Annotated in this window: 10 protein-coding genes; 4 read left to right on the top strand and 6 right to left on the bottom strand. The window is 66.5% G+C overall.

Features of this window, described 5'->3' with window-relative positions; all coding sequences use genetic code 11:
• Window positions 1-1,601: diguanylate cyclase domain-containing protein (locus ACXJL8_RS18790; protein ID WP_456685387.1), on the bottom strand; the 1,601-nt coding region annotated here is incomplete at its 3' end.
• A 322-nt stretch (window positions 1,602-1,923) separates the two neighbouring features.
• On the opposite strand from ACXJL8_RS18790, the gene ACXJL8_RS18785 reads away from it, so the two are divergent.
• Window positions 1,924-3,090 carry an ABC transporter substrate-binding protein gene (locus ACXJL8_RS18785; protein WP_456623548.1) on the top strand — a complete coding sequence of 389 codons (1,167 nt, stop codon included), beginning with the start codon at window positions 1,924-1,926 and terminating at the stop codon, window positions 3,088-3,090.
• A gap of 33 nt (window positions 3,091-3,123) precedes the next feature.
• On the opposite strand, the gene ACXJL8_RS18780 is transcribed toward ACXJL8_RS18785, so the two are convergent.
• From ACXJL8_RS18780 to ACXJL8_RS18760, 5 genes are all read right to left on the bottom strand, one after another.
• Complete coding sequence (locus tag ACXJL8_RS18780; RefSeq protein ID WP_456623549.1) at window positions 3,124-3,255, bottom strand: hypothetical protein; 132 nt, start codon at window positions 3,253-3,255, stop codon at window positions 3,124-3,126.
• A gap of 88 nt (window positions 3,256-3,343) precedes the next feature.
• Window positions 3,344-4,321, bottom strand: coding sequence for a hydroxyacid dehydrogenase (locus ACXJL8_RS18775; protein ID WP_456623550.1), 978 nt, complete (start codon window positions 4,319-4,321; stop codon window positions 3,344-3,346).
• Window positions 4,322-4,347: 26 nt separating this feature from the next.
• Window positions 4,348-6,201 carry a TRAP transporter large permease gene (locus tag ACXJL8_RS18770; protein WP_456623577.1) on the bottom strand — a complete coding sequence of 618 codons (1,854 nt, stop codon included), beginning with the start codon at window positions 6,199-6,201 and terminating at the stop codon, window positions 4,348-4,350.
• A gap of 8 nt (window positions 6,202-6,209) precedes the next feature.
• The gene (locus tag ACXJL8_RS18765; RefSeq protein ID WP_456623551.1) at window positions 6,210-7,241 is read right to left on the bottom strand and encodes a TRAP transporter substrate-binding protein; all 1,032 of its coding nucleotides are present in this window, start codon (window positions 7,239-7,241) and stop codon (window positions 6,210-6,212) included.
• Between the two features lie 359 nt (window positions 7,242-7,600).
• Window positions 7,601-8,044: a DoxX family protein gene (locus ACXJL8_RS18760; RefSeq protein ID WP_456623552.1), complete on the bottom strand. Its 444-nt coding sequence runs from the start codon at window positions 8,042-8,044 to the stop codon at window positions 7,601-7,603.
• A gap of 96 nt (window positions 8,045-8,140) precedes the next feature.
• Between ACXJL8_RS18760 and ACXJL8_RS18755 the strand changes: the two genes are divergently transcribed.
• The 3 genes from ACXJL8_RS18755 to ACXJL8_RS18745 all read left to right on the top strand — a co-directional run bounded on the left by ACXJL8_RS18755 (window position 8,141) and on the right by ACXJL8_RS18745 (window position 12,548).
• Window positions 8,141-9,061, top strand: coding sequence for a LysR family transcriptional regulator (locus ACXJL8_RS18755; RefSeq protein WP_456623553.1), 921 nt, complete (start codon window positions 8,141-8,143; stop codon window positions 9,059-9,061).
• 146 nt (window positions 9,062-9,207) lie between these two features.
• A complete protein-coding gene (locus ACXJL8_RS18750; RefSeq protein WP_456623554.1) occupies window positions 9,208-10,716 on the top strand; it encodes a caspase family protein in 1,509 nt (502 codons plus the stop codon).
• A gap of 146 nt (window positions 10,717-10,862) precedes the next feature.
• The gene (locus tag ACXJL8_RS18745; protein ID WP_456685386.1) at window positions 10,863-12,548 is read left to right on the top strand and encodes a SulP family inorganic anion transporter; all 1,686 of its coding nucleotides are present in this window, start codon (window positions 10,863-10,865) and stop codon (window positions 12,546-12,548) included.
• Window positions 12,549-12,588 lie beyond the last annotated feature (40 nt).

Raw genomic sequence — 12,588 nt, 5'->3', positions numbered from 1 at the left:
GACATCGCCTCGTCATAGATGGTGAAGCAATTGCGGCCGGCCGATTTCGAGCGGTAGAGCGCGAGGTCCGCCTTCTTCAGCAACTGCTCCTGGTCGCGGCCGTGATCCGGCGCGATCGCAATGCCGATACTGGTGCCGATCTCCACGCGATGCCCGGGCAACAGGAAAGGCTCGGCCACCAGCTTGGCGATCCGCGCCGCCAGCTCGGTCGGGCACACAAGCTGATCCTCGTAGCCTTCCTGGATGATCGCGAACTCATCGCCGCCGAGCCGCGCCAGCACGTCGTTCGCCCGCAACGCGGATTTCAGGCGCTGTGCCACCTGGCGCAGCAGCGCGTCGCCGGCGCCGTGACCGAGCGAATCGTTGACGTTCTTGAAGCGGTCGAGATCGAGCATCAGGATCGAGAACGTCGGACCGCTGTCCTCCAACTGATCGTTGAGCTCGTCGAGGCGGGCGAGGAAGAAGGCGCGGTTCGGCAGCCCGGTCAGGATGTCGGTCTGGGCAAGCTCGAGCACCCGCCGGTTCGCCAGCGACAGCCGCCGCGAATTGCGGCTTGCGAGCATGAGATAGGTCGCAAGCGACACGGTCAGGAGCATGCCGACGATCAGCACCGCGATGGCACGGTCGTAGCTGGTCGCAAGCGACCCGCCGGCCGTCGGCATCGCGCGCACCTGCCAGTCGGTGTCCCCGATCTTGAGATGGCCGGACCAGTGCAGGGCGCGCGCGACGTCGCGCATCGACTGCGGGGCCGTGGCGGCCGACGAATAATCCGGCAGCGCCTGCTCCAGGCTGACGATTTGCCCCGTGAAGGGCGGATAGACGTTCACGCTGACGGCGGGGCTCGCTCCGGTCGTCACGCGAATGGACTGCATCAGCAGCGGCAGGTCGAAGATGCCGACGACGAATCCCGCCAGGTTACGGCGCCGGTCGGCGAGTGCATCGCGCGAGGTGCCCTTGGCATAGACCGGCACCATGACCAGGACGTTCGGCAGCTGGCCGTTCTCCCGGGGACCGTAGAGCTCCGCCCGCAGCGACGCGATCCGGTCATTGTCCCGTGCCCGCTCGAGCGCGGCACGGCGGTCCGGAACGGTCGCGTAGTCCATGCCGTAGACGAGCGACGTCTTGGGCTGGGTCGAATAGAACACCGGAAAATATTCGTCGCTCTGCGGCGCGACGTCGAAGCCATCGCCCTGGAGCGACTTGATGCGATAGCCGGAGACGCCGTCCGCGATCGCGGCGGCCTCGTATTCGGCGCGCTCCTTGCGGTTGATCCGCGGCAACCAGGCGATGCGCAGCATGCCGGGATGGCGTTCGAACAGCCGTGCGCTGAAGGTCTCGAACTCGCTGCGGGTGATTTCCTCGTTGCTCGATTCGAACAGGGTGCGCAGCGCGACGAGCCTGCTGATGTACTCGTTCATGCCATGCTGCATGACGATGGCTTCCGTCTCGGCCGCGTTCTCGAACTCGATCTTGTTGACGCGGTCCTCCCATCGCCCCACCGCGGCGGCGCCGACCAGCGAGAACAGGAGTCCGACGCCGGCCGCGACCAGCGCGGGACGATACAGTCCGAACAGCGGCGCAAGCCGCCACCGTCCGGTCATACGTCTCCGATCCTGATCATTCTGATCGCGATCGCCCATCCTGAAACCACCGCCCCCTCTCCGCGACAGACCGAACCTCTGGTTGAGCCGCCGGAGTGACTATCGGAACAGGATCGCGGTTAAGAACTGCCCAACTTCGCAACCGGGCTGCTCCGCATTGTGCTGCTTAGTTAACGAAGTGCCGCGCGAATGGCGGCACTCTGACAGTAAGTTGCCGGTTTTCCCCGAAGTCCTACGGACCGTCGACGCGTCGCGGGTTAGCGAGCCGTTCAGCCCGCCCGACTATCATTTCCGACGTTCCTTCTGCATTCGGCAAGCGCTCATGAGACGATCTCGATCCGCGATACGCATCGTGCTGGCCTTCGCACTGCTGGCCACGGTTCCGTTCGCGGCCAGAGGCGAGGAGACCGGCGTCAGCGACGATGCAATCCTGTTCGGTCAGGCCGCCGCGCTCGAAGGTCCTTCCTCGGCGCTCGGACAGCGCATGCGGCAAGGCATCGTCGCGGCGTTCACCGAGATCAATGCGAAGGGCGGCGTCCACGGCCGCAAGCTGCAATTGATCAGCCGCGACGACGGCTACGATCCCGACCGTTCGGTGGCGCAGACGCTGCGGCTGATCGAGAACGACAAGGTGTTCGCGCTGATCGGCGCGGTGGGCACGCCGACCGCGATGGCGACCATCCCGATCACCAGCGCCCGGAACGTCCCCTTCATCGGCCCGTTCACCGGCGCCGAATTCCTGCGCGACCTCGAGCTCTCGAACGTCGTCAACATTCGCGCGAGTTACGGCGCGGAGGCCGAAGCGTGGATCAAGCACCTCACCGAGGATCGCCGGTTCACCCGCATCGGCATCTTCTACCAGGACGATTCCTTCGGCCGCGACGGTCTTGCGGGCGTGAAGACCGCGCTGGCCAGGCGCGGCCTCGAGCTTGCCGCCGAAGGCACCTTCGAGCGCAACACCCGCGCGGTCGGCTCGGCCTGGCGGATGCTCAGGCGCGCCGAGCCGGAGGCCATCGTCATGGTCGGGACCTACGGTCCCTGCGCCGAATTCATCAAGCTCGCGCACCGCAGCGGCTTCCATCCGACCTTCGTCAACGTCTCCTTCGTCGGCGCAAACGCGCTGGCCCGCGAACTCGGCCCCGAGGGCGAAGGCGTCATCGTCTCGCAGGTCGTGCCGTTTCCCTGGGATCGCTCGTTGAAGCTCGTCGCCGACTACCAGGCGGCGCAGCAGGCGTTCGACCCGACGCTTGCGCCCGACTTCGTGTCGCTCGAAGGCTATCTGTCCGGCCGCCTCGCGGCGGCGGCGCTGGACCAGGCCGGGCCGAACCCGACCCGGGCGGGGCTGCTGCGCGTGATCAACGACATCGGCCGCTTCGACATCAGCGGTAGCCTCGTCACCGTCGGCACGCACGCAATCGACACACCCCCGAAGGTGTTTTTGACGGTGATCCAGAAGGACGGGACGTTCAGGGCAGTCGACCGGCTGTAGGGGCGCACGGTCCCTACTGCAACCGCTTGGCTCCTAGCGATCGGACTTCTTGCCGTTTGACTGGCCGTAAGGCGGCTTGTTGTCGTCATCAAAGGTGAGGCTGGCGCAGGCGCTCAGCAGCACGCCGACCAGGACCGCCCACGCCGCAGTGGTCAGAAACTTCATCTCCTCAACCTCAGGGGCCCCATGAACCATTTCCCGACGGCACGGAACTTTGACGCCGCCGGCCGGGATGAGGTTCAAGGCAGAGTCGTCAGGGCCGCCCCGTCCAGCGCTCGGCGTTCACCGCGCCCTGCGGGATCTCGCCCTTCACGATCGCCTCGACCTGCCGCACGGTTTCCAACGACTGGTATTCGATCGCCTGCGGCGTCAGCCCGCCGACATGCGGCGTGGCAATCACGTTCGGGAGCCTTGCCAGTTCCGGCGTCGGCATCTGGTCGGGCGCGCGGCCGACATCCATCGCGGCACCCGCGATGCGGTTCTCCAATAGCGCGCGCGCCAGCGCCGCCTCGTCGACGAGATTGCCGCGCGACAGATTGATGAAGACGGCATGCTTCTGCATGCGTGCCAGCGCCGCCTCCCCGATCAGCTTCTCGGTCTGCTCGTTGGCAACCGCAAGGCAGATGACGTAGTCTGAGGCGGAGAGGAGCTCGTCGAGTGCGACCTGCCTGATCGCGCCGTCACTGACGGTTGCGAAGGGGTCGGAGACCAGCACCTCCATGCGCAGCCCCTTGGCGATTTCGGCGAGGTAGCGCCCGATGCTGCCATAGCCGATGATGCCGATCCGGCTGCCCGCGAGCTGGCGGCCCATTCGTGCTTCGGGCTTGCGCCCGGCCTGGTAATCAGCCGTCGCTCGCGATACGCCGCGCGACAGATCGACCATGAAGCCGAGCGCGAGCTCGGCCACCGCCTGCACRAAGCCGGGGCCGGCGCGGGTCACCAGCACGCCGGCCTGCGAGGCGGCCTCGACATCGACGTTGCGGATATCGACGGCGCAGCGGACGAAGGCGCGGAGGCGCGGCAGCTGCGCAAAGATCTCGCCGCGGCCTTCCGTCATGCGATCGGCGACGATGATGTCGGCATCTTTCGCCGCGCGCACGAGGCTGGATGAGCCCAGCGTATCATCGCTCTCGTGCAGGATCACCTCGGCGACCGCGCGCAGGCCGTTCAGGCTGCGATCGCCGTAGTAGTTCCGCCGCATCTCCGGCGTGTGAGCCAACAGCACCTTCACCGCAAGACCTTCACGACAAGACTCCTTCAATAGCCGAACGCGCGCGGCAGCGCGGTGGAGAGCGACGGCACGAACGCGATCACGAGCAGGCAGAGGAACAAGAGGCCGAGATAGCCCATGATCGGCTTCACCGTCTGCTCGATCGGCACGTTGCCGATCAGGCAGGCGCCATAGAGTCCGAGCCCAAGCGGCGGCGCGAACAGGCCGATGCCCATCGCGATCACCAGCACGACGCCGAAATGCAGGGGATCGACGCCGAGCTGCACGGCGACCGGCAGCAGCAGCGGCCCGAAGATGATCAGCGCAGCGGCGCCTTCCAGCACCGAGCCCATCACGATCAGCACGGCGATCGCGAGCAGGATGAACAGCCAGGTGCCGCTGGTCTTGGACAATCCGAGCATGAAATCGCCGACTGCATGCGGCACCTGCTGCAAGGTCAGCGTGAAGGCGAGCGACTGCGCGGCGGCGACGATGAAAAGCACCAGGCCCGCCCGCGTCGCCGCCTGGACGAAGCTGTGCGCGGCCGATTTGAAGCTGAGCTCGCGGAACACCAGGCTGCCGACGACGAGCGCATAGGCCACGGCGAAGGCCGAGATTTCCGTGGCCGTCGCAAAACCGCTCTTGAAGCCGAAGAAGATCATGAAGATCAGGCCGAACGAGGCGAGCGCGCCGCTCCACAGGCCGGACACCGGAATCTGCGGCTCCACCTCCTCGACCGCCGCCGGGCGCTTGCCGAAGATGATGGAGACCACGATTAGGACCAATGCCATCAGCGCCGACGGCAGCAGCCCGGCGATGAACAGGCCGCCGATCGACAGATTGGCGACGAAGCCGAGGATGATGAGATTGATGCAGGGCGGAATGGTCTCCGCCATCACCGCCGAGGCCGCAAGCAGCGCCACCGCGCTGCCGGGATTCTGCTTCGAGCGGCGCGCCGCCGGGATCAGCACGGAGCCGACGGCGGCGACATCGGCCATCTTCGAGCCCGAGATGCCCGAGAACAGCACCATCGAGGCCACCATCACCACGTTCAAGCCGCCGCGCATGCGCCCCACCGCGCGCTGCAACAGCTCGATCAGCCGCACCGACATGCCGTTGGCTTCCATGAGGTAGCCGACGAGGATGAAGAACGGGATCGCCAGCAGCACGAAATTGTCGATGCCGCGCGCCATCTGCTGCGCGAAGATGACGCCGGGCAGCGCGCCTTCGACCCAGATGAAGATCAGCGCGGCGAGCGCCAGCGCAAAGCCGATCGGCAGGCCGCCGAACAGCGTGACGAAGAAGCCGATCAGCATCAGCGTGCCCGCCGACGGCACCGACGACGGCGACAGATAATCCCAGGCGAGGTAGAGGCCGGTCGCGACGGCGACGGCTATGAGGCCCCTGACGATGTCGGGCAGCGGCCGGGCGCAGAGCTGATCGATCGCGAACACCGTCATGAACAGCGCACCGATGCCCATCGGATAGAAGGTGAGTTCCAGCGGCAATCCTGATCCGGTGGTCTGGCCCGCCGTCAGCGAGCCCAGCTTGATGGCGTGATAGGCGACGTAGCCCGAGATCAGCACGACCAGCAGCGCGCTGGCCGCATCGATCAGCACGCGCAGCCGTACCGGTGCCAGATCGCGGAAGAAGGACACGCCGACATTTTCGCCGCGCGCCAGCGCGCTCGCCGCGCCGAAGAAGGCCGAGCCGACCATCAATCCGCGCGCGACGTCGTCCGACCATTCGACCGGCGCGTTGAAGAGAAAGCGCAGCAGCACGGAGGCGCACACCACCACGAGGTCGGCCGCCAGCAGCACGGCCGCGATCCCATCGCTCACGCGAAGCAGAAGGGTGATGCTCCCCTGGCGGCCGCCCGAGAGGGATGCGGCACCTGTCATTACCGACATCAGGCTTGCGTCGCGCGGATGATGTCGATGACCGGCTTCGATTCCGGCCGCGCTTTCATGAAGTTTTCCGTCTGCGGCGCCACGCGCTTCTTGAACGCCTCGCGGTCGCATTCGGCCACCGTCACGCCCTTCTCGGTCAAGGCCGTCAGCGCCTCCTTCTCGACCGCAAGCCCATGAATGCGCGTGTCGGCCGCAGCCTTCTTCGCGGCATCGAGAAAGCCGTCGCGCAGCTTCGGATCCATGCGGTTGTAGGTCATGTCGCTGAAGTAGATCGCGAGCGGCGAGAAATTGTGCTGCGTCAGCGCATAGAATTTTGCCGTCTCGAAGAACTTGCTGGCGAGGATCGTCGGCGGGTCGTGCTCCAGCCCATCCAGCACGCCGGCCTGCAACGCCGTGTAGATTTCGCCGAACGCCAGCGGCGTTGCGGCGGCCCCCATCAGCCGCAGGCATTCCGTGATGACGGGATTTGGCAGCGTCCGGATCTTGAGGCCGGCGAGATCCTCCGGCGTCTTCACCGGCTTCTTTGCAAATACGCTGCGTGAGCCGAAATTATAGGCCCAGGCGATGATGCGGATGTTACCGCCCTTGAGCAGCGCGTCCTCGATCGGCTTGGCGGCGCCGGCGTCGAATGCCTTGGTCTGCTGCGGGAAACTCGAGAACAGGAAGCCGAGATCGAAGGTGCCGACCAGCGGCACCAGATTGGCCGAGATCGACGATCCCGACAGCATGAGATCGATGACGCCGAGCTTGACCGAATTGATGACGTCGATTTCCTGACCGAGCTGGTTGTCCGGGAAGAAGGCGACCTCGATCTGCTCGCCGAGCCCGTTCGCCTTCAGGTTCTTGACCAGATTGTCGTAGTAGACGCGGCCGTTGGCGTATTTCGGATCGTTCGGCAGCGAGGAGGAGCATTTCAGCTTCATCGTCGCGGCTTCGGCGCGGCCGATGATGGCGGGAGAGAGCACGAGGCCGGCGGTCACCGCCGTCGACGACTTGATGAATGCGCGACGGCTCACAGGCACGATCGTCATGGCTGTCTCTCCCCAAGTCATTTTTTTGCAGCCGCGATCGTTGTCACGGCGTGTTGGCGCGACTGTATGGCCAAAGCGACGGCGCAGGCAAGGGTTCGGCCGGCGATGCAACGAGGGGCGCAGGGCGCAGGCGTTCCGGTGGAGATCGCGGCGGAAGGCCTGTGTTTGCCGATGTTTTGGCGAAATGCCGTGGGAAGGCCCGGCCGCCGAAAGACCCGCTGGGCAAGATAGACGCGGATCGATCCAATTCAGGTATGGATCAATGCCGAACGCATATTGATTGATTTGGCGCGCGACAGAAACGCAGAAGCTGCGGGATCGCGCCCGCAGCTTCGGGTTTGGACGCCGATGCCGTGACCTCAGCGCGAATGCGCGGCGCTCAACGGCCCGCTCGCCGCCTCGACGTCACGCGACGGCCGCAGCGCGTAGGCGCCGTCGCCGAGCAGGGCCTGCGCCGCCAAGGCGATCGCCCAGAAGGCGGGGAATTCCCAGCCGCCCTTCGGGTTGGTGAAGAAGAAGCCGGCGGCGCCGTGCACCGTGAAGATGGCTCCGAGCAGGATCGGAATGCCGGCGAGCGCGGCATAGCGGGTCCAGACGCCGAGGATCAGGGCGATGCCGCTCAGCACTTCGACCGTGATGATGAGATAGGCGAGCTCGGGCGGGAAGCCGAGGCTGCCGAAGAATTTTGCCGTGCCGGCCGGGGTGAAAACGAACAGTTTCAGGCTGGCATGGGCCAGAAAGAGCGCACCCAGCGTCACGCGCAGCACCAGCGCGGCGTAGGGAGCGGTACGGGAATCGATCATAGCGGTCTCCTTTTGCTGGCCGAGCTATGATCTATTCTCAATCGAACGATAATCTGCTATTTTGGAAATATACCTCACACCATGGGAGTGAGATCGATGCTCGACCGCCTGACCAGCCTGGAAGTCTTCGCCAAGGTGGCGGCGATCGGCAGCCTGTCAGGTGCGGCCAGGGCGATGGGCCTGTCGCAGACCATGGTCACCAAGCATGTGGCGGCGCTGGAGGGGCGGCTCGGGATCAAGCTGTTCCATCGCACGACGAGACGGCTATCCATCACCGAGGCCGGACGCCTCTATCTTGAATCCTCCGAGCGCATCCTCGCCGACATGGAGACCGCCGACGCCGCGATCGCGCGCGAGCGCGTCGAGCCGCGCGGTCTGCTGCGGGTCAACGTGCCCGTCGTGTTCGGCACAAGGCAGATCGCGCCGCTCATCGCGGAATTCTCGGACCGCCATCCCGAGGTCACGATCGAGCTCGGCCTCAACGATCGCCTGGTCGATCTCGCCGACGAAGGCTGGGACCTCGCGATCCGCATCGGCAAGCTGCGCGATTCCAGCATGGTGGCGCGAAAGCTCGCGCCGAACCGCCTCGTGGTCTGCGCCGCACCGTCTTACCTGGCGAAACACGGCACGCCGCGCCGCGTGGCCGACCTCGCCGCGCATAATTGCTTCGGCTACACGCTTTCGCAGCAGGCGAGCGCGGCGGAATGGCTGTTCGGTGCGGACGGCGAGATCCGCGTCCAGGTCAGCGGCAATCTGCGCGCCAACAATGGCGATGCGCTGCGCGCCGCGACGCTGGCCGGCCTGGGGTTGGCGCGGCAGCCGACCTTCATCATCGCCGACGATCTGCGCGCCGGCACGCTCGTCGCGCTTCCGCTCGACCAGCCGGAGATCCAGACCTCCGCCGTGCATGCGGTCTACCTGCCCGACCGCCGTCCGCCGGCCAAGGTGCGGGCCTTCATCGACTTTCTCGCCGCGCGCTTTTCGCCCGAACCGCCCTGGGATCGTGGACTGCCGTGACGGCGTACGGCCTGGCGCGTCAGCTTCGACAGTCGCTCTGCCCCATTTTGACGCAGCGCGCAGCGTGATCCAGTGCACAGACAGGCTCGTGGCGGCGTCCTAGAAATGGTGCCATCATCGCGCGCATTGCCGATGGAGGTGACACCATGCGCCGTCCAGTCTTTCGCAATTTGCTTCTTGCCTCCGGCCTTCTGGCCCTCTCGCAATTGATGACGCCGACCGATGCCGCGGCCGAAGCGCGGCTTGCGCTGGTGATCGGCCAATCGGCCTATCGCACCGTGCCGGAGCTGCCCAACGCCGCCAACGACGCCAAAGGCATGACGGAACTGCTCGGCAATGCCGGCTTCAACGTCACGACGGCCTCCAATCTGGCGCAGAACGAGATGCGCCAGGCGATCTCGGATTTCGCCGGCAAGGTCAGCGCCAGCGGCGCCGACACCGTCGCGCTGGTGTTCTATGCCGGCCACGGCTTGCAGATCGACGGCGAGAACTATCTGGTGCCGGTCGATCTCGATCCCAAGCGCGAGGCCGACATTCCGCTCCAGGGCGTGCGGCTGAACGACCTGCTCAACACGCTCGGCGCGCTGCCGACACGGGCGCGCATCTTCATGCTCGATGCCTGCCGCAACAATCCCTTCCCCGCGCTCAGCGGCGCCGGCCACGGGCTTGCGATCGTCGACACCAAGGCCGGCGCGCCCGGCTCCTTCATCTCCTATTCGACCTCGCCCGGCGCGGAGGCCGAGGACGGCTCCGGCATCGACAGCCCCTACACCACCGCGGCGCTGACCGTCGCCAAGCAGCCCAATCTGCCGATCGAGGAAGTCTTCAAGCGCATCCGCATCGCGGTGGCGCAATCGACCGAGGGGCGGCAGATCCCGTGGGAAAGCTCGTCGCTGACGACCGACTTCAAGTTCTTCGGCGACAGCAGCGGCCAGCAAGCTTCTGTTCCCGGCTCAGGCTCGATGGCACTTGCCAGCGTCACGCGCAGCGTCGAGGACTGGCGCAAGGATCTCCAGGGCAAGGACGCCAAGGCCGCCTATGAGCTGGTGATTGCCGACGACACCGTGCCCGCCTATCAGGCCTATGTCGAGCTGTACACGCAGGCGTCCTTCACGCCGCGCCTGCGCATGGTTCTTGAGCGCCGGCGCCAGATGCTGGCGTGGGAGCGCGCCACCGCGATCAACACCCGCGCCTCGTTCGAAGCCTATCTGGCGAACTGGGACAACAGCGACCTGGCTGCAACCGCGCGCAGGCTGCTGCTCCGCGTGCAGAACCGCAATTACGTCTTGCCGGTCGTGGCCGCAGCGCCCCCTGCTCCGATCGCCGTCGCGATGGCTCCGACCTGCCCGTGCTCGGCCCCGTCGACGCCGGCAACCCCGGTCAACCCGGCGGTTGCGCCCATCATCAAGAAGCGCGTCGACGACACGCCGCCGAAGCGCAAGGTCGATGAGACCCCGCCGAAGCGCAAGGTCGTCGACGTGCCGCCCAAGCGCCGGCCGCCGCCTGACGAAGTGGTCTACGAGCGCGCCCCGCCGCCGGATCGCGGCCCGCCGCCCGGCGCCATCATGCAGGGCATCGGCATTGGTATCGGACTCGGCATGGGAATGGGTGGCGGCCGCGGCGGCGACTATCACAACGACCGCGGCCGGTACTGAGCTTCCGCCCGCGCTGAGAAGAGATGTCCGCAAGCCCATGGCTTGCGGACATTCTTGTTGATGACGGAGAAGTCGCGCCAACCGCCACTCTCCGATCCGGAAATGCTGTAGTCTGATCGACCGATACAGGCTTTCCGGGGACCTCGATGCCGCATGACGCCCACGCCAAAGGATCGAAAGAGCGCGCATGGCCGCTGTTCCGGTCGCTCGCGTCCTATTCCCTGCCCGGCGATCTCTTGGCGGGGCTGACGTTGGCGGCGATCGCGGTCCCCGAACAGATGGCCACCRCGCGGCTCGGCGGCTTCGCGCCGCAGATCGGCTTCTTCGCCTTCATGGCGGGATCGCTCGGCTTTGCGATGCTCGGGGGCAACCGCTTCCTGTCCTGCGGCGCCGATTCCACGATCACGCCGATCTTCGCCGGCGGGCTTGCCGCGCTCGCCGTCGCCGGCTCGCCCGAATATCAGGGGCTCGCCATCGCGCTGGCGCTGATGGTTGGCGCGATGATGCTCGCCGGCGGCGCCTTCCGCCTCGGCGGCATCGCCAATCTGCTGTCGGTGCCGGTGATGGTCGGCTTCCTCGCCGGCATCTCCGTCCACATCATCGTATCGCAATTGCCGGGCGTGCTGGGACTTGGGTCGCCGAGCGGACCGACGCTCGATCGCATCGGCGTGCTCGCCGGCGAGCTCGGACGCAGCAATCCCTTCACGCTTGTCATCGGCTTCGGTGTGCTGGCCGTGGTCTTCATCTCCGAGCAGGTCAGCGCCAAGATTCCCGGCGCGCTGATCGGGCTCGTGGCCGCGACGCTCGCCGTGATCGGGCTCGGTCTCGAAAGCAAGGGCGTCAGCGTCGTCGGCGCGGTGCCGGGCACGCTGCCGCGGCCGACCTTGCCCGACCTTGCGCCGGAGCAATGGGTTCGCCTGGTGCCGCTCGCCTTCGTGGTCACCGTGGTCGTGATGGTGCAGACCGCGGCCACCACGCGGTCGTTCCCGTCCGATCCCGACAAGCCCGCCGATGTCGATCGCGATTTTCTCGGCGCCGGCGCCGGCAGCGTGCTGGCCGGCCTGTTCGGGGCGTTTCCGGTCAATGCCAGCCCGCCGCGGACCGGGATCGTCGCCGAGACCGGCGGACAATCGCAGCTCGCGGGCCTCGCCGCCGCGGCCATCGTGCTGGCGCTGCTCGCGTTCGGAACGGGGTTGCTGCGGCACGTTCCTGATGCGGCGCTCGGCGGCATTTTGCTGTTCGTGGCGCTGCGGATCATCCGCGTCAAGCAGATCGTCACGATCTATCGCCAGTCCTTCAGCGAGTTCCTGCTGATCGTCGCGACCGCCGCGCTGATCATCGTGCTGCCGATCCAGCAGGGCGCGTTCCTCGGCATCGTGCTGTCGCTGCTGCACGGCATCTGGAGCACGACGCGCGCGCGGCTGGTCGAGTTCGAGCGCGTGCCGGGCACCACGATCTGGTGGCCGGCGCATCCGCACATCACCGGCGAACGCATCGCCGGCGTCGCCGTGATCGGGCTTCAGGCGCCGCTGTCGTTCCTCAACGCGCCTGGCTTTCGCAGCGACGTGACCAAGGTGCTCGGCACGTCCACCCCGCAATTGCTGGTGCTGGAGGCGAGCGGCATGGTCGAGATCGACTTCACCGCCGCGCAGATCCTGCTCGAAATCTTCAAGGCATGCAGCGAACAGGGCGTGCTTGTGGCGCTGGCACGGCTGGAGTCGGTGCGTGCGCAGGACGCGTTCGAGCGCTTCAGACTGTTCGATGCGCTGCCCAGGGACCACGTCTTCCACAGCGTGGACGAGGCCGTGCGGAAACTGGCGAAAGCGGAATAGCTTTGGTTCACGCAGGCTGCGCCGCGAACTCGCTGTAACC

The organism is Bradyrhizobium sp. P5_C11_2, from assembly GCF_054049755.1.
This window is presented reverse-complemented; position numbering and strand designations above follow the sequence as displayed.

Excerpts from the sequence above, each read along its gene's own strand:
- ACXJL8_RS18770 (WP_456623577.1), bottom strand. The coding sequence starts at position 6,201 with ATGACAGGTGCCGCATCCCTCTCGGGCGGCCGCCAGGGGAGCATCACC.
- ACXJL8_RS18760 (WP_456623552.1), bottom strand. The coding sequence starts at position 8,044 with ATGATCGATTCCCGTACCGCTCCCTACGCCGCGCTGGTGCTGCGCGTG.
- ACXJL8_RS18780 (WP_456623549.1), bottom strand. The coding sequence starts at position 3,255 with ATGAAGTTTCTGACCACTGCGGCGTGGGCGGTCCTGGTCGGCGTGCTG.
- ACXJL8_RS18765 (WP_456623551.1), bottom strand. The coding sequence starts at position 7,241 with ATGACGATCGTGCCTGTGAGCCGTCGCGCATTCATCAAGTCGTCGACG.
- ACXJL8_RS18755 (WP_456623553.1), top strand. The coding sequence starts at position 8,141 with ATGCTCGACCGCCTGACCAGCCTGGAAGTCTTCGCCAAGGTGGCGGCG.
- ACXJL8_RS18750 (WP_456623554.1), top strand. The coding sequence starts at position 9,208 with ATGCGCCGTCCAGTCTTTCGCAATTTGCTTCTTGCCTCCGGCCTTCTG.
- ACXJL8_RS18785 (WP_456623548.1), top strand. The coding sequence starts at position 1,924 with ATGAGACGATCTCGATCCGCGATACGCATCGTGCTGGCCTTCGCACTG.